The sequence below is a fragment of the Hymenobacter sp. DG25B genome, assembly GCF_000801315.1.
Lineage (GTDB): Bacteria > Bacteroidota > Bacteroidia > Cytophagales > Hymenobacteraceae > Hymenobacter.
In genome coordinates this window covers 793,361-817,949 of the sequence record NZ_CP010054.1, presented here as the reverse complement: position 1 = coordinate 817,949, position 24,589 = coordinate 793,361, and the positions used below count along the sequence as shown (strand labels likewise).

At 56.8% G+C, this 24,589-nt stretch carries 15 protein-coding genes; 6 read left to right on the top strand and 9 right to left on the bottom strand.

The features are described 5' to 3' along the window. Positions 1–30: 30 nt before the first annotated feature. From PK28_RS03495 to PK28_RS03485, 3 genes are read right to left on the bottom strand one after another with little or no spacing between them, the layout of a single operon-like run. Complete coding sequence (locus tag PK28_RS03495) at positions 31–1,182, bottom strand: efflux RND transporter periplasmic adaptor subunit (protein ID WP_231576210.1); 1,152 nt, start codon at positions 1,180–1,182, stop codon at positions 31–33. Positions 1,183–1,220: 38 nt separating this feature from the next. Then, positions 1,221–2,747 carry a TolC family protein gene (locus PK28_RS03490; RefSeq protein ID WP_048825532.1) on the bottom strand — a complete coding sequence of 509 codons (1,527 nt, stop codon included), beginning with the start codon at positions 2,745–2,747 and terminating at the stop codon, positions 1,221–1,223. A 21-nt stretch (positions 2,748–2,768) separates the two neighbouring features. Next, positions 2,769–3,380 (bottom strand): TetR/AcrR family transcriptional regulator, encoded by a 612-nt coding sequence (locus PK28_RS03485; protein WP_044511455.1) that lies wholly within the window; start codon positions 3,378–3,380, stop codon positions 2,769–2,771. Between the two features lie 242 nt (positions 3,381–3,622). Here PK28_RS03485 and ispF point away from each other — a divergent pair, with 242 nt between their 5' ends. The 5 genes from ispF to PK28_RS03460 all read left to right on the top strand — a co-directional run bounded on the left by ispF (position 3,623) and on the right by PK28_RS03460 (position 17,049). Further along, a complete protein-coding gene (ispF, locus tag PK28_RS03480; RefSeq protein ID WP_044511453.1) occupies positions 3,623–4,102 on the top strand; it encodes a 2-C-methyl-D-erythritol 2,4-cyclodiphosphate synthase in 480 nt (159 codons plus the stop codon). 95 nt (positions 4,103–4,197) lie between these two features. Beyond that, on the top strand, positions 4,198–5,889 hold the full coding sequence (locus PK28_RS03475; RefSeq protein WP_044511452.1) for a M28 family peptidase: 1,692 nt from the start codon (positions 4,198–4,200) through the stop codon (positions 5,887–5,889). A 166-nt stretch (positions 5,890–6,055) separates the two neighbouring features. Further along, positions 6,056–7,456: a LutB/LldF family L-lactate oxidation iron-sulfur protein gene (locus PK28_RS03470; protein ID WP_044511451.1), complete on the top strand. Its 1,401-nt coding sequence runs from the start codon at positions 6,056–6,058 to the stop codon at positions 7,454–7,456. Between the two features lie 641 nt (positions 7,457–8,097). Continuing rightward, entirely contained in the window at positions 8,098–10,701 is a 2,604-nt protein-coding gene (locus PK28_RS03465) for a T9SS type A sorting domain-containing protein (protein ID WP_197070463.1), read from the top strand. Between the two features lie 1,299 nt (positions 10,702–12,000). Continuing rightward, on the top strand, positions 12,001–17,049 hold the full coding sequence (locus tag PK28_RS03460; protein ID WP_044511446.1) for a T9SS type A sorting domain-containing protein: 5,049 nt from the start codon (positions 12,001–12,003) through the stop codon (positions 17,047–17,049). A 64-nt stretch (positions 17,050–17,113) separates the two neighbouring features. Here PK28_RS03460 and sdaAA read toward each other — a convergent pair whose 3' ends face one another. Continuing rightward, on the bottom strand, positions 17,114–18,019 hold the full coding sequence (gene sdaAA, locus PK28_RS03455) for an L-serine ammonia-lyase, iron-sulfur-dependent, subunit alpha (RefSeq protein ID WP_044516157.1): 906 nt from the start codon (positions 18,017–18,019) through the stop codon (positions 17,114–17,116). A gap of 155 nt (positions 18,020–18,174) precedes the next feature. Further along, a complete protein-coding gene (gene msrB, locus PK28_RS03450; RefSeq protein WP_044511445.1) occupies positions 18,175–18,636 on the bottom strand; it encodes a peptide-methionine (R)-S-oxide reductase MsrB in 462 nt (153 codons plus the stop codon). Positions 18,637–18,747: 111 nt separating this feature from the next. Between msrB and PK28_RS03445 the strand changes: the two genes are divergently transcribed. Continuing rightward, positions 18,748–20,265 carry a bifunctional ADP-dependent NAD(P)H-hydrate dehydratase/NAD(P)H-hydrate epimerase gene (locus PK28_RS03445; protein WP_044511443.1) on the top strand — a complete coding sequence of 506 codons (1,518 nt, stop codon included), beginning with the start codon at positions 18,748–18,750 and terminating at the stop codon, positions 20,263–20,265. A gap of 2 nt (positions 20,266–20,267) precedes the next feature. Here PK28_RS03445 and PK28_RS03440 read toward each other — a convergent pair whose 3' ends face one another. The 4 genes from PK28_RS03440 to pafA all read right to left on the bottom strand — a co-directional run bounded on the left by PK28_RS03440 (position 20,268) and on the right by pafA (position 24,448). After that, complete coding sequence (locus PK28_RS03440) at positions 20,268–21,167, bottom strand: UbiA prenyltransferase family protein (protein WP_044511441.1); 900 nt, start codon at positions 21,165–21,167, stop codon at positions 20,268–20,270. Between the two features lie 75 nt (positions 21,168–21,242). Then, the gene (locus PK28_RS03435) at positions 21,243–21,926 is read right to left on the bottom strand and encodes a DUF6766 family protein (protein ID WP_044511439.1); all 684 of its coding nucleotides are present in this window, start codon (positions 21,924–21,926) and stop codon (positions 21,243–21,245) included. Between the two features lie 121 nt (positions 21,927–22,047). Beyond that, complete coding sequence (locus PK28_RS03430; protein ID WP_044511437.1) at positions 22,048–22,617, bottom strand: inorganic diphosphatase; 570 nt, start codon at positions 22,615–22,617, stop codon at positions 22,048–22,050. A 112-nt stretch (positions 22,618–22,729) separates the two neighbouring features. Beyond that, positions 22,730–24,448 carry an alkaline phosphatase PafA gene (gene pafA / locus PK28_RS03425; protein ID WP_044511436.1) on the bottom strand — a complete coding sequence of 573 codons (1,719 nt, stop codon included), beginning with the start codon at positions 24,446–24,448 and terminating at the stop codon, positions 22,730–22,732. Positions 24,449–24,589: the final 141 nt, after the last annotated feature.

The window sequence follows — 24,589 nt, the reverse complement described above, 5'->3', positions numbered from 1 at the left end:
GGCTCAGCTGGAGCCGGGAGTGATACTGCTTTATAGACTAACCGTCTGTCCTTCGTTCAGATTCTGATACCCGGCGGAAATTACCTGGTCATCGGCCTTTAAACCGCTAGTTACTTCCACCTTGCCGTTGTAGGTGTTCCCGGTCTGGATAATGCGCTTGGCGGCCACTTTCTGGTTGCCCTTCTGCTCCACTACCAGCACGTAGCTGTTTTGTTCATCCTTCTGCACCAGGTCAACGGGCAGCACGGTGGCGTTATTTTGCGCGTAGTTCTGGATGCGTACCGTGGCCACCATGTTGGGGCGCAGTTGGGTGGCTTTGCTGCCCAGCACCCGCAGCTCTACCGCAAACGTGCGGCTGGTGGGGTTAATGGTGCGGCTCACCGTGCGCACGGTGGAGGTAATTTCCTCATTGCCGAGGTCCGGAATGGTGACCAGGGCCTGGTCGCCGGCTTTGATGCGGCTGGCGTAGGCTTCTGATACATCGGCCACAATCTTGCCGCCGCTGCCGCTTACCAAGCGCACCACCGGCACGCCGGGGCTGCCCATCTCGCCTACTTTGGCGGGCACATCGTCTACAGTACCGCTGAAGGGCGCTACCACGTTGTACATGGCGCGCTGGCGCTGCTGGGTAGCCAGGCTGCGCTGCAGCGCCTCGTAGTTGTTCTTGGCCTGCAGGTACTGAATTTCGGTGCCAATCTGCTGTTTCCAGAGGCGCTCCTGCTTTTGATAAACCGTGCGGGCCAGCTCCAGACGGGTGCGCAGCTCGGCAATGCCGGACTCCAGCACGGCCGCATCCTGGGTAGCCAGCACCTGGCCTTTGCTTACCCGGTCGCCGCGCTGCACGCGGATGTTGGTAATCATGGCTGGTACGCGGGGCGAAACGTTGGCATTTTCATCAAACTCCACCCGCCCCTGCACTTCCAGGTAGCTCTTAAAGCTTTCGGGCTTTACGTTGATAACGGATACTGGCGTGGCGGCCAACGCAGGGTTGGCGGGTTTGCCGGTTTTGGCTTCCAGCTCGGCAATTTTGGCCGCATTGGCGGCCTGCTCCTGTTTCAGCTTGGCCAGCTCAGCCGCGGGGTCTTTTTTGCCACCACAGGAAGAAGCCAGCAGGGCCAGGGCCAGTACGGCCGCCGAAGAAGTATTGGTAAAGTTCATGAGGGAAAAGCGAGTCGCTTTCATCAGAGGAGAGCAGTTTAGAATGGGTTGCCTGCAGAGGCTTATTTCTGAGCCTGATACAGGCTGCCGTTGGCTTTAGCGAAGTCTACTTTGGCTACCAGCACATCGTAGAGGGCGGCGTAGTAGTTGGTTTGGGCCTGGCGCAGGTCGGTTTCGGCGGTAATCACTTCCAGGTTAGAGCCTACGCCCTCCTGAAATTTGATTTTCGAAACGCGGGCTACTTCGGTGGCCAGGTCCAGGTTGGCTTTTTGGTTATTCAGCACGTCCAGCGAGTTCTGCAGGGTGGTTTCGCCCTGCTGGCGCTGCAGATCCACGCTCTGCTGCAGGGTGGTAAAGCCTTTGTTTACCTGCTCCAGGGCCAGCTTGGCCTGCTGAATAGAGTACTTCTTGCGGAAGCCATCGAACACGGGCAGCTGCAGCTGCAGGCCCACATTGCCGAAACCAAACCAGTTCTGGTTGATGTAGCCGGCCGCGTTGCGGGAGTCCGGGCCGCGGAACTCCATCAGGCCGCCAAAGCGGGGGTCGGAGCCGGTGACACCGTAGGCGGCCACCAGGTTCAGCTTGGGCAGGTAGCCCGAGCGGCGGTTGCGCACGTCCAGCACAGCCAGGTCGCGCTGCGTTTCCAGCACGGAGTACTCAATGCGGTTGCTGTAATTGAAGTTATCAGTGGTCTGTACCGATGTTTGCGCCCCCGTAATGGCGGCGTCCAGGGAGTCGGCCAGCACAATGGGCTGGCGCTGATCCAGGCCCATCTGGAAGCGGAGCAGGTCTACGCTCAGGTCTACCAGACGCTGGGCTTTCTGCTGCTCAATCTTCAGGTTGTTGGCCTGCACCTGCAGGCGCTGCACGTCCAGCTTCTCCACAAACCCTTCTTTATAGGTTTGGGTGGTCTGGTATAATAAGGTATCAAGGCGGGTAACGTTGCGGGCCAGCAGCTTCAGCCGCTCGCGGGCCACCAGCGTGCTGTAGTAAGCTTTGCTTACCTGCTCTACCACATCAATTTCGCTTTGCCTGGTTTGCTTTACGGAGAGCTTCTCGTACACGCTGGCCGCTTTCAGGCCCAGCAGGTAAGAGCCATCAAACAGCAGCTGGGAAGCCGAAATGGCGGCGTTGCCGGCATACTGCAGGCCAAAGGCCAGCGGCGTAGGACCGGTCTGGGGCGCTTCGCCGTACTTGGGCTGCAGCACCACCGGGCCGCTTTGGGCCTTCACAATATCCTCTTGGGTAAGCGTGGTGCCGGAGAGCGGCGCGCCCCCAAAGCGGGAGAAATCAACCAGGGACTTCTGCAGCTTAAAGTTATCGGTAATGCCGGCGGCCCCGTTGATCTGGGGCAGGCCCTGGGAGCGAATCTCGCCCACGCGGGCTTTGGCTACCTGCTCATTCAGGCGGGTAGACTGCAGCGTGGATTTGTTCTGCAGAGCATAATCAATGGCCTGCTGCAGCGTGAGGGGCATAGGGGTTGAGGAAGCCACTGTCTGACCCGTGGAAGGCGTCTGGGCCAGCAGCTCGTGCAGTCCCAGAAAGCCCAGCACCGCGAGCAGCAGCAGGAAGCGAAGCGTGTTTTTCATAGATGTTAAGAAGGGAAAGGGCTATTCTTCCGTCGCCTGACGGTATTCGTTGATCAGTTGGTGGCCTTTGATGGTGGAAACGCCAATCAGGAAGTGCTCTATCATGGCCGAGTTCACCCGCTGCAGGCCAAACTGCTTGGGCGGAAACACCACGTTGTTAAACATCAGCTCTATTTCGGCCAGGTGCAGGCGGGCCAGCACCTCCACATCCAGATCAGGGCGGTAAAGGCCTTCTTCCATGCCCCGCTGAATGTTAGCGGCTATTTTGGCCAGAATGAAGGTGTTTTTATGCTCATCAAACAGCGTCCAGGCCTGGGGGTAGTATTTCTGCAGGTCGTGAAAAATGCCGGGGTGAATATTAGCCAGCATGTCGCGGTGCCAGTCAATCATGTTAAACATGGCTTCCAGGGCATTGTCGCCTTTGCCGAAGGCCGTTTCACATTCGCCTTCTTCTTTATGAAGATGCTGCTGCATCACGGCCAGCACAATCTGGTCTTTGTTTTCAAACCATTTGTAAAGCGTCTTTTTCGACATGCCCAGGCGGCTGGCTATATCATCCATCGACACGCTACGGATGCCATTCCGCATAAACAGCTCTATTGCCCCTACTAAAATCCGGTCTTTAATTTCCATTGCGGGAGCAAAGGTACAATGGAAACTTTGCATGACTTCAAAGTTTCCATTAATTTTTTTATATGTTTTTAGGTTGGGGGCTGGTCAGTAGTATTTCTGACGCAGAAGCCCGGCGTTTACTTTAGATCAGTGCTGATTTTCAGGCATTTTCTTTACGCCTGGGGAGCCACCGTACCGCCAGACCGGAAAAACGCGCCGACGGTTGTACCTTGTAGGCCCACATTTTCCTTTTTCTGCTCCTTATGAAGATCCGCACCGGCTTCGGGTACGACGTTCATCAACTCCGCGAGGGCCTGCCCTTCTGGCTCGGCGGCATTCAGATTCCGCACACCCACGGCGCACTGGGCCACTCCGATGCCGACGTGCTCATCCACGTTATTTGTGATGCGCTGCTGGGCGCCGCCAACCTGCGCGACATCGGCTACCACTTCCCCGACACCGACCCGCAGTACAAAGGCATCGACAGCAAGCGCCTGCTGGCCGAGGTGATGCGCCTCCTGCGCGAGCAAAACTACCAGGTGAGCAACATCGACTCTACCATATGCCTGGAGCAGCCCAAAGTGAACCCGCACATTGCGGAAATGCAGCGCGTGCTCTCTGAGGTAATGGGCATTCCTGCCGAGGATATATCCATTAAAGCCACTACCACCGAAAAGCTGGGCTTTGTGGGCCGGCAGGAAGGCGTGGCCGCCTACGCATCGGTGTTGATTACCCATTCTTAAAATTCAGTTCCGGAATTTTTTCGGGGGCATGCAAGCTTTTCCCTAAGCTGGTGTCTTTGCTCCTAACTTCTTTTTCTCCCGCCTTTTAGATTCGTATGAAGCATCATTCCCTGTATGCGCTGCTGCTGGCCACCCTATGCAGCACCGCGGCGGTGGCCCAACAAGCCCCCACCAAGCACAAGATTAAGGTTAAGCACAAGCCGAAAACCGAGAAAACCACCGCTCCGGTAATGGAAGCCGCAGCCCCAGTGGCCGCCCCTGCTCCGGCGGACGTGAAACAGACCTACGCCGAAACCATCACGCAGGAAGACCTGCGCCGCCACCTCACCGTGCTGGCCTCTGATGAGTATGAAGGCCGCGAAACCGGCGAAAAAGGCCAGAAAATGGCCGCTGAGTACATTGCCAAGCGCTTCCAGGAGCTGGGCCTCGCCGGCCCGGTGCCGAACTCGGACAATCCCTACATTCAGCACTTCACTATGGTGCGCTCCAGCTGGGATGCCGCTAAGGCTCCCACGCTGAAAATTGGCAGCCAGAGCTACAAGTGGCTCACTGATTTCTATGCTGCCGGCACCTCCCCCTTCCAGCAGCCTACTACCGTGCAGCCCGTGTTTGCGGGCTACGGCATTGAGCAGGACGGCTACTCCGACTATACCGGGCTGGACGTGAAAGGCAAAGACGTGATTATCCTGCTGGGCGAGCCGATGAAAGACGGCAAGCCGCTGCTGGGCAAAGACGGCCAGCCCAGCAAATGGGGCAAGGAATACCGCTCTAAGTCGGCGCTGGCTACGCAGAAAGGCGCGCGCAGCGTGTTCTTCGTGAGCTTTAACCCGAACGACAACTTTGAGAAGACGGCTGCCCGCATGACGCCGTACCTGCAGAAGCCCACCATTTCCTTTGCCGATGCCAAGGACGCCCGCGCGCTAACGTTCTTCGTGTCGCCGGCCGTGGGCTACAAGCTGCTGGGAACCAATGCCGCCGGCATTGCCAAGTATGATGCCGCCCTAGGCAAAGCCGGTAAGCCGGTGAAAGCCAGCTTCAAGCCTGCCAAATTTACCGTAACGGCCCCCAAAACGCAGGAGCAGTTCACCACGGAAAACGTAATGGGCTACCTGGAAGGCACTGATAAAAAGGACGAAGTGCTGGTGGTTTCCGCCCACTACGACCACATCGGCATCATTAATGGCGAGGTAAACAACGGCGCCGACGACGACGGCTCGGGTACGGTATCGGTGCTGGAGATGGCCGAAGCCTTCAGCAAGGCCAAAGCCGATGGCCACGGCCCCCGCCGCAGCATCCTTTTCCTGACGGTAACCGGCGAAGAAAAAGGCCTGCTGGGCTCGGAGTACTACGCCAGCCACCCCATTTTCCCGCTGGCCCAAACGGTAACCGACCTGAATATTGACATGGTAGGCCGCACCGATAAGGACCACGAAGGCAAAGGTGACTACGTGTATGTTATCGGTTCCGATAAGCTTTCCTCCACGCTGCACAGCATTGTGCTGGCCGCCAATGACCAGTACACGAAGATGGACCTGGACTTCCGCTTCAACGACCCCCAGGACCCCAACCGCTTCTACTACCGCTCCGACCACTATAACTTCGCCAAAAACGGCGTGCCGGTGGCCTTCTTCTTCAATGGCGTGCACGATGACTACCACGGCGCCGGCGACGAAGTAAGCAAAATCGAATTTCCGAAAATGGAAAAGCGCGCCCGCCTGGTGTACTATGCCGCCTGGGAGCTGGCCAACCGTGACCAGCGCCCGGTAGTGGACTCCAACAAGCCGTAAGCCGGTTGTCATTCCGAGCGAGAGCGAGGAATCTGCGGTAACTGCCAGCCAGATTCCTCACTGCGTTCGGAATGACAATTCTCCATCATAAAAACCCGCTGAACCCGTTTGGGTGCGGCGGGTTTTTATCTTTGTTAGTATCCGCTGACCTAATTGCCGCCCTGCTATGAACCCTACTGCCACCAATCCATCGAAAGCCGCCCAGTTTCTGGTTGATTCCGACGCCAAAGCCTTCGATCTGGAGCATCGGCGTAAGATTCGCTTCAATATTGGCAAGTACAACGCGGCCGTGCAGACCGGGCTGGGCTTCTATCAGGACCACGAGCTGGCCCGGGAGCGGGCATCGTACCTAAAAACCAAGGTCATCAACAACCTGGACCAGTACCTGCTGGAGTTTGAGCGCAACTTTACGGAGCGCGGCGGCCGCGTTATCTGGGCGCAGAATGCGGAAGAGGCCCTGCACGAAATCGGCAAGATCATGGCCCGCCGGCACGCGCGCACCGTGGTGAAAGCCAAGAGCATGACCACGGAGGAGATTCACCTGAACCCTTTCCTGGAAAAGCAAGGCATTGAGTCCATTGAAACCGACCTGGGCGAATACATTGTGCAGCTGAATGGCGAGCGGCCCTACCACATTGTAACGCCGGCCATGCACCTGAGCAAGCAGGACATTGCCAACATCTTTGTAAAGCACCTGCATATTGCCCCCACCGATGATGCCCAGGAGTTGGTGCTCACGGCCCGGCGTCTGCTGCGCAACAAGTATACCTCGGCGGAAGTGGGCATTACGGGCGGCAACTTTCTGGTGGCTGATGTGGGCGGCGTGGCCGTGACGGAGAACGAAGGCAACGCCCGCCTTTCCGCCACCTTCCCGCGCACGCACATTGCCATTGTGGGCATTGAAAAGGTGATTCCCTCGCTGGAAGACCTGGATTTGTTCTGGCCGCTACTAAGCACCAGCGGCACCGGCCAGCAGGTAACGGTGTACAACACAGTATACACCGGCCCGCGCCAGCCCCTGGAAAAAGACGGCCCCGAGGAAATGTACGTGGTGCTGCTGGACAACGGCCGCACCACTCTGCTGGCCCAGCCCGACAAGCGCGAGGCCCTGAACTGCATCCGCTGCGGCGCCTGCCTGAACGTGTGCCCCGTGTACAAGAACATTGGCGGCCACACTTACGAAAACACGTACTCCGGCCCTATTGGCTCGGTTATCTCGCCCCACCTTTCCGGCATGGCCGAGAACAAGCACCTGAGCTTTGCTTCCTCCTTGTGCGGGGCCTGCACCTCGGTGTGCCCGGTTAAAATCCCGATTCATAACCTGCTGCTCAAAAACCGCCAGCAAAGCGTGGAGGAAGGCCTTTCCGAAAAAGAGGAATCCCGCGCTATTAAGCTCTGGATGCGCGCCATGCTCAGCCGCACGCTGTTTAACCTGCTGCCCATGCGGGCCAAGAACTGGGTGCTGATGCGCCTGCTGAGCCAAGTAGGCTGGAGTAAGCGCCGCGAGCCGCTACTAGTGGCCGATACTTCATTTAACAAGCTCTGGCGGCAGGGCAAGCGGCCGTAGGCTTTAATCTTTTCCGGCGCTATAAAGGCAGTCCGCTATCCTGATCAGGATAGCGGACTGCCTTTATAGCGCCTAGGGCCACATGGTTTTTATCTGACAGGATTTCGAGAAACTACAGGAGCAACAGCTTATCTACTACTCTGACAAGCAGGACTTAAGCTAAGCTCACCAGTTTTCCACCAAGTCGAATTTCAGGCAAAAACTTTCTAATTAGCCAAAGTTATATTCTAAATCAAGTGTAATTAAAAATAAAAATAGTTATTTTTATAAAAAGGCTGCTGAGTGGCTCGAAGTGCCGGGCTAACGGTGGGTAGTGTAGTGGATAGGACCTCTAAAGCGTATAGGCCATGCAACTTTTTACCAGCTCCCTCAAAAGTACTTTCAGCAGTTGCCGGGCAGGCTGCTACAATGAAAAGCCTGCTGCCCTGGCAGGATTGTCGCTCTCCTGGGTGGCCGCTTCAAAGAAAGTAAAGCCAGTATTGCTAACGCAGAGAGCGGGCCTCTTATGGTTTTTTTTCCTGCTTCCTTTTACCTCGTTGGGTCAGCTATTTAGCAATGGGTTTGAAACCGCAGGGGGCTTTGTGTATAGTGCCACGTCTGCTGAAACCTCAAATAATCAAAACAACTCCCCTTTTGGGCGTTTGAATGTTACGACTACCGGAGGAGAAGTTACGGCCAGAACAGGCTCTTGGGTTGGTTATGTGCAGGCAACCGGCTCTAACACGAAGACCTACGATGCCTCCATCATCACCGCAACTGATATACTTTTTCGGCCGGGTTACACCTATACCATTTCAGTTTACGCCCGCATTGGCGTCCGCCAGAATGCTTCCTTAACACCAGGTGCTCTCACGATTTTAACTACGGACCAAACGACTAATGCTGGTATTCGAAGTGCGGTAACCTCTTCAAGTGCCAATACAGTTGTGCGGCTGGGTACGCTCTCTGCTACCGGCTTTCCTACTACGACCAACGTTACTACCACTGCTTATACGCTATATACCACTCAATTTACCGTTGCAACGCAGATATCCCGGCGGGTTGCTTTTCAATTGTTTTCCAATACCGCAACGGGCAATGGGGCTCCGTACCTGTCTATCGATGATGTAACCGTCACGGAGGCCTGTTCGCCTGCTAGTTTAAGCGCCTTTAATCCGGTTTGTGATAACACGGCGGCCTTTGCTCTTTCCGGTGGCGCTCCGGCAGGTGGTACTTATGCCGTAAATGGCACTACGACTACCACGTTTGATCCGGTGGCCCGTGATGCCGGCAATTATACCATTACCTATACTTCACCCTGCGGCAGCACTTCCTCCCAAACGCTCACCGTTATTGCGCTGCCTACCCTTGGTACTTTAGGCTCTATCTGCGAAGGCGACTCTAAGACGCTTTCGGCCGGCACGCCGGCGGGTGGCTCTTACTCGGGCCTTGGGGTTACTTCCATCACCAACCCATCTGGCACTACCTATGCCTTCAATGCGGCCGGCACCTTAGCTCCGGGAGACTATACCATTACTTATTCCACGGGCTGTGGCAGTGCTTCGCAAACCATTACGATTATCCCCAAGCCCTCATTTTCCCAAAGTTTTAAGGCGGTTTGTGCCGGTACTACCCTCGATTTAGCCCCTTATGCATCGCCATCCGGAGGCACTTTTTCCGGGCCTGGTGTTTCTACCAGTGGGATATTCAATCCGGGTGGCTTAACGGGTACCGGCCCTTTCACTATTACGTACACTACCAGCTGCGGTAGCGCTACCATTGATCTGAACGTTACCGGTACTTCTGACTGGACGGGAGCGGTGTCAAATGACTGGTCTGATGCCCGGAACTGGTCTAACTGCGTACCCAGCACCACCATTGGCGCATTTATTCCGGCTTCTGCTTCCAACAATTACCCCGTCATTACCCCTGGCACTACGGTGGACGTACGCAGCCTCGTAGTGGCGGGCACATGGCTCCCCACCTCAGGAAACATTAATCTGCATGGCGACTTAATTATTTCCGGGTCAGGTCGATTTGTGCACACTGGCGGTACCGTTAAGTTGATGGGCAACAGCCAGATTGTGGGGGTTGCTACTTTTAATAACCTGATAGTAGCTACTACCGGTACCACCGCCTTAAATGGCAATATTGCAGTAACCGGTACCCTTACCATGCAGAGTGGGGTAATAAATACGGGTGACTTAAATGGCTCCGCCGATTTCCGGATAGACTTGGGCACTACCGGCAATCTGATTGAGACGGAAGATAGTTATGTATATGCCCGCGTACGGGCTGAGCGGCCCCTTCCCGCCTCGGGCACTCAAAACTTTGGGGGAATTGGACTTTCATTAGCCCTTACCTCCGGCACTTCACCCGGCACTATTGTAGTTAACAGAATATCGGGCACCGTTGGTGCCATTCAAACCGGCGAAGGTACCAGCCAAAGCATTGAGCGGTACTTTGATGTGGTAGCCGTACCGGCAACAACCGCCCCTTTTACGCTGTCAGGCACACTTAACTACCGGCAGGCCGAGCTGAACGGTATTCCGGAAAACAACCTGCGCGCCTTTCGCTCCGCCGATGGCGGCATTCCCTGGACTCCGCTGCCCAGCGTAGCAAACCCGACCGCCAACCAGGTGGCTTTCACGAACCTGACGGCGCTGGGGCGCCTCACGCTGGGTGACCGGGCAAATCCGCTGCCCATTACGCTGGTGGCCTTTGAGGCGAAGGGCAGCAACCAGGCAGTACGCCTGACGTGGAGCACGGCCATGGAGAAGAATAACCGCGGGTTTGGCGTAGAAGTAGCCGCTCAGGGGCCCGTTAACTTCCAGGAGCTGGCTTTCGTGCCATCGGAGGGAGGGAATAGCACCACGCTGCAGTCTTACGCTTACACCGATGCTACACCGCGGGCTGCCGGCACGTACTTCTACCGCCTGCGCCAGGTAGATATGGATGGTACAACTGCCTACAGCCCGGTGCGTGCCGTCACAATAAGTCAGGCGGCAAGCAGCGCCAAGGCTTACCCCAATCCATTTAGCAACTCTTTCCTGGTAGAACTGCCCGCGCAGCTGCGGCAGCAGGCTATTACGCTAGTACTGCACGATGCGCTGGGCCGGGAAGTATACCGCGCCGCCATGGCGGCCGATACCACCAGCAGCGGGTTGCTTACCATCAGCCCCAATACCCGTACGCCGGGAGTGTATATGCTGAGCATTCTGTCCGGAAACCTACCGGCCCAACGGATAAGACTGGTGCAGGAATAACCTGCTGACTACCACTGCGGCGAGGTTGCTCTAATGCAGGGGACCGGGATGAAATGATTTCATCCCGGTCCCCTGCATTTCTTTATACCCGCTGCTACCATCCGGCAATCCGGCCAGGCGGAGGTAACAGGTAAAAGCCAGGGAGAGTAGTAAATCCGGATAGCTAAGCCTTCAGAGGTGCCGGGGCGGCGGCATTCCATCTCCGATGTATGGCCGCTTTTGAAATCCACTCATCAAAAGCACTATAACCAGCTGCTTATCTGGCAGATGAAGAATAATCAGCATGCGTAATAGTAGGATATATTACTTTTTTAAGTGCCTTATACTCATAGCACCTTCCAGTAAGTGTGTTTTATAAAATTAACAATCACTGTATATCCTTATAATAATCATAGGAATAGGCCTAAACACAACTTGGATGAAAAAATAATAATTTATTATAAAAAAATATGAACAAGCATATAGATTAATCAAAAACAATCTTCTAATATTATTACTGAAAAAGGTTACACTCTTTCGATATATTCTTTTAAAAAGGAAATTTCTTACTGATTATATACTAAATACCTCATGCAACACATTCTACCTCCTTTTTCTGTTCCTTCTGCATCAAGGGATGGGAAACCGCTACTCACTCTACTGGCGGGTATTCTTAAGCGGAACTATGCGGCCACGTGGCGCGGCGTACTGTTGCTGGGGATTATCCTGCTGAGCAGCCTGCCTGGCCTGGGACAGGTTCTTTACCAATCGGGTTTTGAAGGAGGCGACTGCCCGGCTACTAACCCGATAGAAAATGAGGCTTTCGACCCGGTGCTTACTTATGACAAGGCGGTAGGTACCACCATTGGGCGGGTAGCGAAAGACCTGTCTAATGGGGTTAACAGAGAGCCTAGAACTGGGTGCTATGCTGGCTTAATCACCAATGAGGGTACTAATACTCAGACCTATGATGGATCCATCATAACCCAGTTAATCACCTTTGAGCCAGGCTATGATTACAGAGTGGAGGTTTTTGCCAAGGTATCTACTACTGCCAACAGCACGCCTAAGCCTGGGTCGTTGCGCATTATGGGGATACCCGGCAGCTTGGCTCCTACTAATGCAAATGCCACTAATAGTGCTGCCCGCGTGATTTATGCGCCATCAGGCACAACCAGTACTTTCGTTCCGAATAACGTTCTTATAGATACTTATACCTCCTACGCAGGGACATTTTCCGTTACCGCTACAACGCAATACTACATTGCCTTTAAGCTGCAAAGTCCTAGTGTAACTACAGGAGCTCAGTCTAAGGACTTTATGATTATTGATGATATCAATATATCATTCTGCCCCACCACCACTTTACCCGCACTGCCTACTGTTTGCTCTACTTATGCACCCTTTAATCTTAGTGGCGGCCTGCCAGCAGGTGGGGTTTACTCGGGTACGGGCGTAACTACGCCAGCGCAGAATGGTACCGCTAACTATCAGTTTGACCCTTCCCTGGCCGGCGTAGGCACATTTACCATTACTTATACGGCGCCCAATGCCCCTAAATCACAGGGAAACAGCGCTTGTCCAATTTCTGCTTACAAAGCCACGCAACCCATTACCGTTACGGCTCCCACCACTTTAGCCGCGCTGAATCCGGTTTGTCTTGATGCAGGTGCCTTCACGCTGAGCGGTGGCGCGCCGGCCGGCGGCGTGTACTCCGGGACGGGGGTTACGTCCTCAACTCAGAATGGGGTAACCACCTATCAGTTTAACCCTGCTACGGCCGGCATAGGCACCAAAACCATTACGTATACAGCCAATGGCTGCTCCGCTTCGCAAAGCATTTTGGTTAAATCTACCACGCTGGCTGCTTTCAGCAGTGTGTGTGCCAATGCCGGCGCCTTTGTGCTGACGGGCGGCCTGCCCGAAGGCGGCGTATACTCGGGCACCGGCGTTACCTCTCCGGCCCAGAATGGCACCGGCGGGTATCAGTTTGACCCGGCGCTGGCCGGCGCTGGCACCCGCACCATAACGTATACTGCCGATGGCTGCGCGGCCTCCCGGAGCATCACGGTTATTGCGGCGCCCACGCTGGCAGCTTTTACCGCCATTTGTGAGGGCACTTCCCGTACGCTGTCTGGTGGAGGTCCGGCGGGCGGGGTGTACAGCAGCGCCACGGCCGGGGCCGTAACGCAGCCCACGGCGGGCACCTACGTGTTTAACGCCGCCAAAACGCTGGCCCCCGGCACTTATCAGATTGATTATACTACCAGCTGCGGCACCGCTTCCCAGAGTATTACCATCACCCCACTGCCTACTCTGGCGGCATTTAGTGATATCTGTGTTAACGCCGAACCACTTATTCTCACGGGTGGGGCACCGGCCGGTGGGGTATATTCCGGTACCGGCGTATCCCTGGTAGGTGGCAGTTATCAATTTAACCCTGCTACCGCGGGTACGGGTGGTAAAACCATTACCTACACGGTAAATGGATGTTCAGCTTCGCAAGGCATTATGGTAAAAGCCATTGCCTTAACTGCCTTTACGGATGTATGCGCCAATGCTGCCCCCTTCCAGCTGACGGGCGGCTCGCCCGCGGGCGGTGTGTACTCCGGCGACGGGGTTACGTCTTCAACTCAGAATGGGGTAACTACCTATCAGTTTAACCCTGCTACGGCCGGCATAGGCACCAAGACCATTACCTATACAGCAAATGACTGCTCCGTTTCCCGCAGCATCGTAGTGAAAACGACGATCCTTCCTGCTTTTGGGGATGTATGTCTGAATGCGGCGGCTTTTCCTTTGAATAGCGGCTCACCCTCAGGCGGCATTTATTCCGGGCCGGGGGTTACCGGAAGCAATGGCGTGTACCAGTTTACTCCGTCTACCGCTGGCATAGGCACCCACACTATTCAATATTCAGCCAATGGCTGCTCGACCTCGCAGAGCATTACGGTGAAGGAAATTGCCCTGGCCAGCCTGTCCGATATCTGTGTTAACGCGCCGGCGCTGGTATTAGCCGGCGGCTCACCGGCCGGAGGCGTTTACTCCGGAACGGGTGTTTCGCTGGTAAGTGGCAGCTACCGTTTTAATCCCGCTACAGTCGGAGAAGGTACCCACACTATTACCTACACCGTGAATGGCTGCTCGGCCACGCAGCCCATCAATGTTAGAGCTATATCCCTTGCTGCATTTAATGATGTGTGCCTGAATGCATCGTTTTTGACCCTTTCCGGTGGCTTGCCAGCCGGGGGAGCTTATTCCGGAAAAGGAGTAACACTGGTTAATGGCACTTACCGCTTTACCCCTTCTGCTGCCGGTGTAGGCACTTTCCCTATAACCTATACGGTAAATGAATGCTCGGCCACCCAGAACATTACGGTGAAGGATATTTCACTGGCTGCCTTTGCGGCTGTCTGCGCCAATGCGGCGCCATTTGAGCTGACGGGTGGTGCGCCTATAGGCGGTGTATACACGGGCACAGGTGTGGCGTACCTTAATGGAAAGTATATGCTAGATCCAGCCGTGGGAGGCACTGGCTCACGCAATATAACCTACGCTATTAATGGCTGCTCCGCCACGCAAAGCATTAATGTGAAGCCCATTGCCTTTCCTGCCTTTTCCGATGTGTGCGCTAATGCTTCCGCTTTCATCCTGACAACTGGCTCACCGGCGGGCGGGGTGTATTCCGGCACCGGGGTGACGGTAAATAATGGGGTGTATCAGTTTACACCTACTTCTGTTGCTGCCGGTACTTATCCCATTACCTACGCCGTAAATGGGTGTTCAGCTACGCAGAGCATCACGGTAAAGGCCATTGCTTTAACAGCCTTTAACGCCGTATGTGCCAATACCGCAGCCTTTACGCTGACGGGCGGCTCGCCCGCGGGCGGTGTATATTCCGGCACCGGGGTTACGGAGAGTAATGGCGTATACAAATTTAACCCCGCTGCTGTGGGTGATGGTACCTATACCATTTACTATGCGGTAAACGGCTGCTCCGTTTCCCGTACTATCACAGTTAAGGAAATTTCGCTGGCTGCTTTCCCGGATGTGTGCGCTAATGAAAGTGCATTTACCTTAACCGGGGGCCTACCAACCGGGGGCATCTATTCCGGGCCGGGCGTAACGGCCATTGGCAACAGCGGCAGCTACCGCTTTACCCCCTCCCCTAGTCTGGTAGGCAAGACCAACCTTATTACCTATACCATAAACGGCTGCTCGGCATCTCAGCTCATTACGGTGAAGGCCGTGCCTACTTTAGCCGCCTACTCTCCCATTTGTCAGAGCACTTCGCTAACCCTGAATACGGGTACGCCTACGGGCGGCGTATACAGCAGCCCCACGGCCGGGGCCATAACGCAGCCCACGGCCGGCACCTACGTGTTCAACGCCGCCAAAACTCTGGCCGCCGGCACTTATCAGATTACCTATCAGGCCACGAATGGGTGCGCTGTTTCGCAGCCTATCACCGTTATTGCCACGCCTACGCTGGCCGCGCTCAGTACCATGTGCCAGAGCGACGCCGCCATTACGCTTTCGGGCGGGGCACCGGCAGGCGGCGCATATTCCGGGCCGGGGGTTTCGTCCTCTATCGTGAATGGGGTAACTACCTACCAGTTTAGCCCCACGGGGGCTGGCGCCGGCGTGCATACCATTTCCTATACTACCAGCTGCGGCGTGGCCACCCGTTCCCTTACTGTTATTGCCACGCCTACGCTGGCAGCATTTGCGAAGCCGGTTTGCATTAATGGTACGCTGGCTCTCACGGGCGCCAACCCAGCGGGCGGCACCTGGTCGGGGCCGGGGGTTACGGGTTCCACCTTCAGCGCGGCAGCTGCCTTGCAGACCGGGTCCGGGCCGTTTATCATCACCTACACCACCGGCTGCGGCAGTGCTTCTCAGTCCCTGGCCGTTACCAACACCACTACCTGGACGGGTGAGGTTTCCAACAACTGGTTTGATGCCAGGAACTGGACCGCCTGCGTGCCGGATCCTACCATTAATGGTATTGTGCCGGTACCAAGTGGCTCCCGCCCCTACCCGGTTATCAGCGGAAGCACTGGTGAGGTACTTACCCTCACGGTGAGCGGAAAGTGGACGCTGCCGGGCGGCAATCTGGACCTGTATGGTGATTTTGACACCAGTGGAGGCGGCACCTTCGAGCAGAAGGCGGGCACTTTCACCCTAAAAGGCATCAACCAGGCTATTGCCGGCGCCACGTTCTATAACCTCACCTCCGGCACCGCCGGCATTAAAACCCTTACCGGCACAGTGAGCGTGACTAATCTGCTGAATATGCAGGTGGGCGTAATGGAAACCTCCGCCAACTATATGGCCGACCTGGGCACTACCGGCAGCATCAGTGAAACCGATGCCAGCTATGTTCTCGGACGGGTAAGATCTATCCGCACGGTTCCGGCTTCGGGCACGCAGGCATTCGGCAATATTGGCCTGGCGCTGGCGGTTAATTCCGGGCTGTCGCCGGGGACGACCACGGTACTGCGGGTAACCGGACCCAATACGGCTCAGACGGGCCTGCCGGGCAGCACCAGCATCCTGCGCTACTTTGATGTTTCGGCCACGGGCGCTAACCTGACCGCCCCGCCCATGGATATGACCGCCACGTTTGCGTACCGGGAAGCGGAGCTGAACGGTATTGCCGAAAGCAGTCTGGCCCTGTTCCGCTCTACCAATAATGGCGTAAGCTGGGGCCGGGTTGGGGGTACCCTATCGGAAGCCGATAACAGATTTGTTGGGGTACGCCTGGCGAGCCTGGGCCGCCTGACACTGGGCGACAAAGGTATGCCGCTGCCGGTGTCGCTCATATCCTTCTCTGCCCGGCGCCAGCAGCAGACTACCCTGCTTAACTGGAGCACGGCCAGCGAGAAGAACAATGATGGATTCTCGGTTGAAACCTCCCACAACGGCGTAAATTTCCAGAGTATCGGCTTTGTGAAATCCGTAGCCGGCAACTCCCAGACAGTGCAGAACTACTCCTTTGTGGACCGCGCCAACCGGCCGGCCGGCGTGCAGTACTACCGCCTGCAGCAGCTGGATCTGGATGGGAAAGCCGGCTACAGCCCCGTGCAAACGGTGGTAGTACAGGCCGGTGGCCTGCAGATGTCGGCTTACCCCAACCCGTTCCGGGGCACTCTGACCGTTGATGTAAGCCTGGTAGCCAATTCGCCCGTTACCATTGTCATGCACGATGCGCTGGGCCGGGAAGTGTACCGCACGTCCACCAAAACGCTACCGGCGGGTACGCACAGCCTGCTGGTTGCCCCGGATACTAAAGCCCAGGGAATGTATATGCTCAATATCAGCACTAACAACGGGCCCACCCAGCATATCAGGGTAGTGCAGCAATAACCCGCGGCCAGGCACGCAAAAAAGCCTCCTGATGGATTCAGGAGGCTTTTTTTATAGCTTGATCTTACTCAGTATCCTCGTCGGGTAGAATATTGACATCCTGCACCAGCACCATTTTCTCAATCTCGCGGCCCCGGGTGGTGTTGGCCAGGCCGCCGAGGGCGGTTTCCTTGTAGCGGGTTTCCATGCTCTGGCCCACCTCGCCCAGCGCCGCCACGCACTGGTCCACCGGAATAACGGGGTCTACACCGGCTATGGCAATTTGGGCAGAGCTGAAGGCAATGGCCGCGGCCGAGGCGTTGCGCACCACGCAGGGTACTTCCACCAGGCCCGCTACCGGGTCGCAAACCAGGCCCAGCATACACTGAATGGTAATGGCCACGGCCGCAAAGGTGTACTCTACGCTGCCGCCCAGGCAATACACAATGGCCCCGCTGCCCATAGCCGCTGCCGAGCCGGTTTCGGCCTGACAGCCGCCTACGGCGCCGGCCAGGGAGGCATTCTGCTCAATAATCAGCGCAATACCAGCCGACACCAGCAGGCCTTCCAGAATCTTTCGGTCGTCTAGCTTATGCAGGTCCTGCAGCGTAACCAGCACGCCGGGCAAAATGCCGGAAGCACCGGCGGTGGGCGCCGCCACTACGCGGCCCATGCACGAATTCACTTCCTTGGCCCCCAATGCCCTAATAACCAGATTTTTGAACTCCGGAGACAGCACCGTAATGGGCGAAGCCGCTATTTTCTTCGCGCCGTTGTTGATCATGCCTGAGCGGGAGGTCATGTCGCCGGTAAGGCCGGTATGCACGGCGTCGCGCATCACGTCATAGGCGCGCTGCAGCCCCGCCCATATTTCTTCTTCGGTACGGCCTTTCTGCTCTATTTCGTAGGTCAGCACGGGCTGGTATAGCGGCTCGCCGGTAGCGGCGCAGTGTGCCTGCCAGGAGGCAAAATCAGTGAATAATAAGGACATGGGTGGGGAGTTTAGAATGGGACAGGCCTTGTGCAAAAACAGCGGGCCCAGGGTAGTGGTGCGAAAATCGACATAATTTCCGGCACGCTCACCCACAAAAAGCCCCTATATGCCTGTACGGCATATAGGGGCTTTGTACGTACGCGCGCGGCTATCTATTGCACCGGCGCACCTTCCGTCACCAGCTTAATGGCCGCCGAGTTAATGCACAGGCGCAGGCCACTGGGCGGGGGGCCGTCGGGGAAAACGTGGCCCTGGTGGGCATCACAGGTATTGCAGAGCACTTCCACGCGCGTCATGCCGTAGCTGGTGTCTTTCTTGTATTTGAGGGCATTTTCCTTCACTGGCTGCGTAAAGCTGGGCCAGCCAGTGCCCGACTCAAACTTGGTGCGGGAGTCGTAGAGCGGAGTACCGCAGCACACGCAGGCGTAAAGGCCGGCTTCGTGGGCTTCGCAGTACTCGCCGGCAAAGGCCCGCTCCGTGCCGTGCTGGCGGGTAATGTAATACTGCTCCGGCGTGAGTAGGGCTTTCCACTCTTCGTCGGTTTTTTCTACGCGCTTATCGGGGGCCGGGCTGCCGTGGTTGGCCAGCCGGATGACGTCATTCCAGGTTTGCATAGCAAGTACTTCTAACAGTCAGAAAACAAACAACAATTACCAGACAAACGCCCAAAACCAGCCCGAAGTTTTCAGACTTGTCTGTTTGCCCGCCGTACGTAGATATCAGCCATGAAACTTCTCTCCGCGTCCCAAACCCGCCAGGCCGATCAGGCCACTATTCAGGCCGAAGGCATTCGTTCCGAAGACCTGATGGAGCGGGCGGCTACGGCGTTGGCCCGGTGGCTGATGCAGCGCCTGCCTCTGCAAACGCCAGCCCGGGAGATTCACGTCTTCTGCGGCCCCGGCAATAATGGTGGTGACGGGCTGGCTGCAGCCCGCCTCCTGCACCACGCCGGCTACCCTGTACAGGTCTGGCTATTACCCGCCAGCCAGCACTCCCCGGACTTCACCCTAAACCGTCAGCGCTTACCCGCTGATGTTCCGTGCCAGGAGCTTCACCCGGAACAGCTGCCTGCACTTCCCCAAGCAGCGGTGGTAGTAGATGCCTTGTTTGGCACCGGGCTAACCCGGCCGCTGGAAGACCCGGCCGCAGCCCTAGTCCATCACCTCAACCAGGCAGCGGTCACGGTTGTGGCTGTTGATGTGCCTTCCGGTCTATTACTGGATGCGCCCCAGCCTTCGGTTAGCGCTGTGGTGCAGGCCAAGCATACGATTAGCTTTGATTTGCCGAAACTGGCTTTTCTGCTGCCCCAAAACGCCCCGTACGTGGGGGAATGGCACGTTTTGCCCATTGGGCTAGCAGTTGAAGTTATCCACAATTTACCTGTGGATAACTACTTTGTGGATGAAATAATGTTGATGAACCGTTTGCCACACCGGCAAACCTTCAGCCATAAAGGCACCTATGGCCGTGCCCTGCTGCTGCTGGGCAGCTATGGTAAAATAGGCGCCGGAGTATTGGCGGCCCGGGCTTGCCTGCATAGTGGCGTGGGGTTGCTGACGGTTAGTCTCCCAGCCACTGGTTACAACATCCTGCAAACTGCCGTGCCCGAGGCTATGGCGCTTACCGATTCACAGCCAAATCATCTCTGCGACCTGCCGGAGCTTAAGCCCTATTCTGCCATTGGAATAGGGCCGGGCGTGGGGCAGCACGACGACACCCGCTCCTTGCTGGAAGAATTGCTCTGCACCAGCAAAGCCCCACTGGTGCTGGATGCCGATGCGCTGAATCTGATGGCCGCCAACCGCCCCCTGCTGGATCTATTGCCCCCCGACTCTATCCTGACGCCCCACCCCAAGGAGTTTGAGCGCCTGACGGAACCGGCTCGAAACGATTATCACCGCCTGGAGCTGCTGCGCACTTTTTGCCAACAATACCGCTGTTTTACTGTGCTTAAAGGCGCCTATACCTGCACCGGCACGCCCACCGGCGAGCTGTATTTCAACAGCACCGGCAACCCCGGCATGGCTACCGGCGGCAGCGGCGACGTGCTGACCGGGGTACTTACGGCTTTACGCGCCCAGGGGCTGACCCCGCTGGATGCCTGCCTGGTAGGCGTGTATGCCCACGGCCGCGCCGGCGACCTGGCCGCGCTCCAGACGGGGGAAATGGGCCTGACCGCCTCCGATTTGGTGGCGCAGCTTGGCCCAGCCCTGCGGGAGCTAACGCCTCCCAAAACTTTATAAACTTAGCGGGCAGCCCAGTACACGGCCAGGAACTGGAGCAACATTACCCCATCGGCCAGCAAAGCAAAATAATAGTCGGAGCGCGCCTCATTGGCCTGCCAGATAATGCCGGCGGTTAAGATGAGCGGCAGCGTGAGCACCCATATGTGTAAGGTGGAGGCCCCGGGCGGAATCAGCACGGTAGCCAGCGCCAACGCCCCCAGCGCCAGAAACTTGGCGGCCCGCACGCCAAACAGCCCGGGAAAGGTCTGGGTACCACTTAGCCGGTCTTTGGTATAGTCCCGAATGTCGAAGACAAAGGTGAGGGCCAGAATAAAGAAGAAGCGGCGGGCAAACAGCACCAGCACCACGGGCGAAAACAGCGGCTGGTGCAGCTGCAGCGCCGGCATCCATACCGTCACCGCCGACCATACATAGGCAATGAGAAAGCCCTTCAGCAGGGGTACGTCGCGCAGGCTGCGGCGCTGGCCCCGGCGGCCCAGCACTGGCAACGAGTACAGCACCGAAATAACCGCCAGGTGACCCAGAAACGGCGTTAGGTGCAGCCACCCATCAAACAGAAAAACCCAGCCCGCTATGGCCAGGCTTACTACCGCCACTCCCAGCAGGGCGCGGCGGTGGCGTAGCATCCAGCGCTTGCGCTGGGAGAGCAATGCCGGCTGCGTGTATTTGTAAGGCAGAATGCTGTCGAGGTTATACAGGAACAGCGTGGCTGCGAAGATGAGCAGGGCCAGCCGGGGGGGCATGAGCTGCTGCCAGAACAGGAAGGTAGCGGCCGTGAGGCCGGTGGCCGCGGCAGCTACCAACAAGCTACTGTATAGAATGGCATCCAGCAGCCCTCGCAGCAAGCTTATAAGTTGCGCCGCTATGCCAGCCGGGGCAGTATGAGAGGAAGGGCGCATAGCGGAGAAAGCAGCGGTTGGATAGCACCGGAGGAGTGCCCGGCAAAGATACGACGCTCGGCTGCTTTCCGGCGGCTACTCGCCGGTTTCGTCGTTGGGGGCATCCACCGGCTTCGACTCCGGGGAGCCTTGCTGCCGCAGGAAAATGGACAGTCCCACAATAGAAACAATAGACAGGAACTCGCTCTGCCAGTTCTGCAGCGACTCAAACCAAAAGCGGGTGGTGCTCATATACTCCCAGGTGCTTACCAACGGCTTGTGTTGCTGCAGCTGCTCTACATTGTACACCTCGGCGCCGCCTTTGGCATGCAGAAACAGGCTGGCAAAAAACAGCAGGGTGAAGGCAATGCTGAGGGAATTTTTGAATAGCAGCAGCCAGATGCCGCCCCAACGTACCGGAGCCGGGGCGCCCTTGCGGTTAGGATCCGGCTTCCGGTCTACTTCTTCTTTCTCGTATAGCTTCTTGGACTCTGACGAGCCTTTTTGCCGCAGCCCCACCGTGAGCAGCACGTACAGGGCCATTTGCAGAAACTCGCTTTCCCAGTTTTCGAAGGTGGCTTCCAGAAAATGACCCGAGCCAAGGTATTGCTGTAAAGCTAGTTGGGGCAGCTTCATTTGCTCTAGCTCATCGTTGTAATCCTGCCAGCCGGTATAGCACTGCCCGGCCAGGGTGCCCAGCACCAGGGCGGTGCCTACCAACAGCAGGCTGTTCTCATAGAGGAAACGCAGAAACGGCGACCTAGCGGGTTTTTTGGGCATAGAGGCTGATACGCAAACTCCCCAAAAATGTAAATACTCTTTGGTTGGTCCAAAAGCAAAGCGCCCCTGCCGGCTATAAAAGCTCTGACAGGGGCGCTCGGATAGCTCCGCGCTGCGGTAGTTACTGCGCAGCGGCGGCCTGCGCGGCGTGCTTGGTACCAAAGGTTTCGTTGTAGAGCTGAATGCTCTTCTCCACGATGTGGTACGCGTCTTCGCGGCCCATAAAGCGCTCCACGCTCACATGCTTGTGCTCCAGGGCTTTGTAGTCCTCAAAAAAACGCTGCATTTCCAGCAGGGTGTGCGGGGGCAGGTCGGCAATATCGTTGTAGTGGTTTACCGATACATCGTTAGCGGCCACGGCAATAATTTTGTCGTCTTCCTCGTCGCCGTCAATCATCTGCATCACCCCAATTACCTTGGCGTCTACCAGGCACATGGGTACAATATCTACCGAGCACAGCACCAGAATGTCCAAGGGGTCTTTATCGTCGCAGTAGGTGCGGGGAATAAAACCGTATGCGGCCGGATAATGCACGGCGGAAAACAGAACCCGGTCCAGCTTCAGCAGGCCGCTTTCTTTGTCCAGCTCGTATTTGCCTTTCGAGCCTTTCGGAATTTCAATAATGCCATTCACTACTTGCGGGGCGTTATCACCGAGGGCTACGTCATGCCAGGGATTAAAATGCGTCATTTTGGAGTGCAGTTAGCCGCCCGCGCAGTGGGGGCAGCTGTATGAAAAAGAAACTATGTTATTACTTCCTGAAAGTAGGCGGCCTGACAACCGCCGCCAGCCTGTTCCTGTTTTATCGGCCCAGTACTTCCTGCAGCGGTTCTCCGGTGCAGCCGTTGGGCTCCTGAATGTGCAGCCAGCGCGCCACCGTGGGCGCAATGTCGATGATACGTGCGGCCGAGTTAGACTCGCCGTGCTTTACGTGCCAGCCCCAGAAAAGTAGCGGCACGTGCGTATCGTAGTTGCCGGAGGAGCCGTGCGTAGCGCCTTTGTTGATGGGGTAGGTATACGATTCCAGCCAGCCCGGCGCTAATACCACCGAAACATCACCGCTGCGCTTGGGGAAAAAGCCGTTTTCCAGGTACATAGGCAGCCCACTCTCAAAGTGCGACTGCTGAAAGTCAGGCGCGGTATAGGTGCGTGCTACGCCGGTCATGTCCAGCATCACTTCAGCCACTTCGCGCTGCATCTGATTCAGGTCCAGCTTCTTTTGCGCCACCAGCGGCCGGTTCAGGTACACCTGCTGATTTTCGAAGCTCAGCACCCATTTGCCGGCCCCGTGCCGGCGCACCAGCTCGCGCTGCAGAGAGTCGCGCATCAGCGCCGAGCCCACGTTGCCGGCCGGAATGCCTTTGTCCAGTAGGAAATCGGGGGCGTGCGCCCCGCCGTGGTCGGCAGAGAGGAACACCAGCACCTGGCCTTTGCCCACATTATCATCCAGGTAGCGCAGCAGGCGCTCCAGGTCCTGGTCGAGGCGCAGGTAGGTATCTTCTACCTCAATGGAGTTGGGGCCAAACTGATGCCCCAGGTAGTCCGTGCTGGAAAAGCTCAGCGCCAGAAAATCGGTTACGTCACGCTGACCCAGCTGCTCGTTGCGCAGGGCTTCCAGCGCGAAATCCAGCGTCAGGGAATTGCCGAAGGGCGTAGAGCGAATCAGGTCCAGATTCCGGGACGTGGCCAACGGGGCTTTCTCCCCTTCCGCCTTGAGGGCGTCTTTCACCGCGGGCGGGGCGCCGGCGCTGAGTTGGGGTAAATCATGCGGAAAAACCGGTCTGGCTTCACCCTTAAACGCCGATTCCCACGGCACATCATCGGCAGAGCTTTCCGTGTATTGGGCAATGGGCAGCAGCGTTTCCCAGGGCTTGCTCAGGTACTGGGCGGCTTTCTGCTGGCTATTGAAGTTGGCCACCCAGCCGGGCAGCGTGTTCTGGTAGTAGGAGCTGCTGATAAAAGCCCCATTCGTGCCATCGTACCAGTAGGCCGCATTGGCCGCGTGGCCGGCGGGCAGAATGGAGCCCCGGTCCTTAATACACACCCCAATGACTTTGCTCTGAAAATTGGTAGCCAGGCGCAGCTCATCGGTAATGGTGCTGGTAAGCATGTAGTGCGGCGACTGCTGCCCGGCGGCTGCGGAGCCGCCCACCGCCTTCACCGATTTATCTTCCGTTACGTACGTGCCGCGGCCTTCTTCCCGCACATACCAGTTGTTGCCCACAATACCGTGCACGGAGGGCGTAGTGCCCGTGTAAATGCTGGCGTGACCCGGCCCGGTGTAGGTGGGCACGTAGTTATAGTGTGTGTTTTCGTAGCTGAAGCCCTGCCCCAGCAGGCGCTTGAAGCCGCCACTGCCATACTTGTTCCAGTAGCGGTACAGGTAGTCGTAGCGCATTTGATCTACCACAATACCCACCATCAGCTTGGGGCGCTCCAGCGTCTGCGTCTTGCTTTTCTTCTGGGCAACTGCGGGCAACGACACCAGGGCCACCGCCAGCCACAACAGGCTCTTTTTCAAATCGAAAGACAATTAAGCACGTCATCAGCTTTCAGGAAACTCCCTAAAGCGGCTGCAAAGATAACTCTCCTCGGTGGAGTTCCGTTGCTGACAGCTAAATCGGGCGGGCTTGCGTAGGCACTAGCGGTTATTTCTTTGTTA

What these genes read in the sequence shown, in the direction of transcription:
- sdaAA (WP_044516157.1), bottom strand. Translation starts at nt 18,019, where the DNA reads ATGTCCTTATTATTCACTGATTTTGCCTCCTGGCAGGCACACTGCGCC.
- PK28_RS03475 (WP_044511452.1), top strand. Translation starts at nt 4,198, where the DNA reads ATGAAGCATCATTCCCTGTATGCGCTGCTGCTGGCCACCCTATGCAGC.
- msrB (WP_044511445.1), bottom strand. Translation starts at nt 18,636, where the DNA reads ATGCAAACCTGGAATGACGTCATCCGGCTGGCCAACCACGGCAGCCCG.
- PK28_RS03460 (WP_044511446.1), top strand. Translation starts at nt 12,001, where the DNA reads ATGATTATTGATGATATCAATATATCATTCTGCCCCACCACCACTTTA.
- PK28_RS03495 (WP_231576210.1), bottom strand. Translation starts at nt 1,182, where the DNA reads ATGAAAGCGACTCGCTTTTCCCTCATGAACTTTACCAATACTTCTTCG.
- PK28_RS03445 (WP_044511443.1), top strand. Translation starts at nt 18,748, where the DNA reads ATGAAACTTCTCTCCGCGTCCCAAACCCGCCAGGCCGATCAGGCCACT.
- PK28_RS03470 (WP_044511451.1), top strand. Translation starts at nt 6,056, where the DNA reads ATGAACCCTACTGCCACCAATCCATCGAAAGCCGCCCAGTTTCTGGTT.
- PK28_RS03440 (WP_044511441.1), bottom strand. Translation starts at nt 21,167, where the DNA reads ATGCGCCCTTCCTCTCATACTGCCCCGGCTGGCATAGCGGCGCAACTT.
- PK28_RS03435 (WP_044511439.1), bottom strand. Translation starts at nt 21,926, where the DNA reads ATGCCCAAAAAACCCGCTAGGTCGCCGTTTCTGCGTTTCCTCTATGAG.
- ispF (WP_044511453.1), top strand. Translation starts at nt 3,623, where the DNA reads ATGAAGATCCGCACCGGCTTCGGGTACGACGTTCATCAACTCCGCGAG.
- PK28_RS03430 (WP_044511437.1), bottom strand. Translation starts at nt 22,617, where the DNA reads ATGACGCATTTTAATCCCTGGCATGACGTAGCCCTCGGTGATAACGCC.
- PK28_RS03485 (WP_044511455.1), bottom strand. Translation starts at nt 3,380, where the DNA reads ATGGAAATTAAAGACCGGATTTTAGTAGGGGCAATAGAGCTGTTTATG.
- PK28_RS03490 (WP_048825532.1), bottom strand. Translation starts at nt 2,747, where the DNA reads ATGAAAAACACGCTTCGCTTCCTGCTGCTGCTCGCGGTGCTGGGCTTT.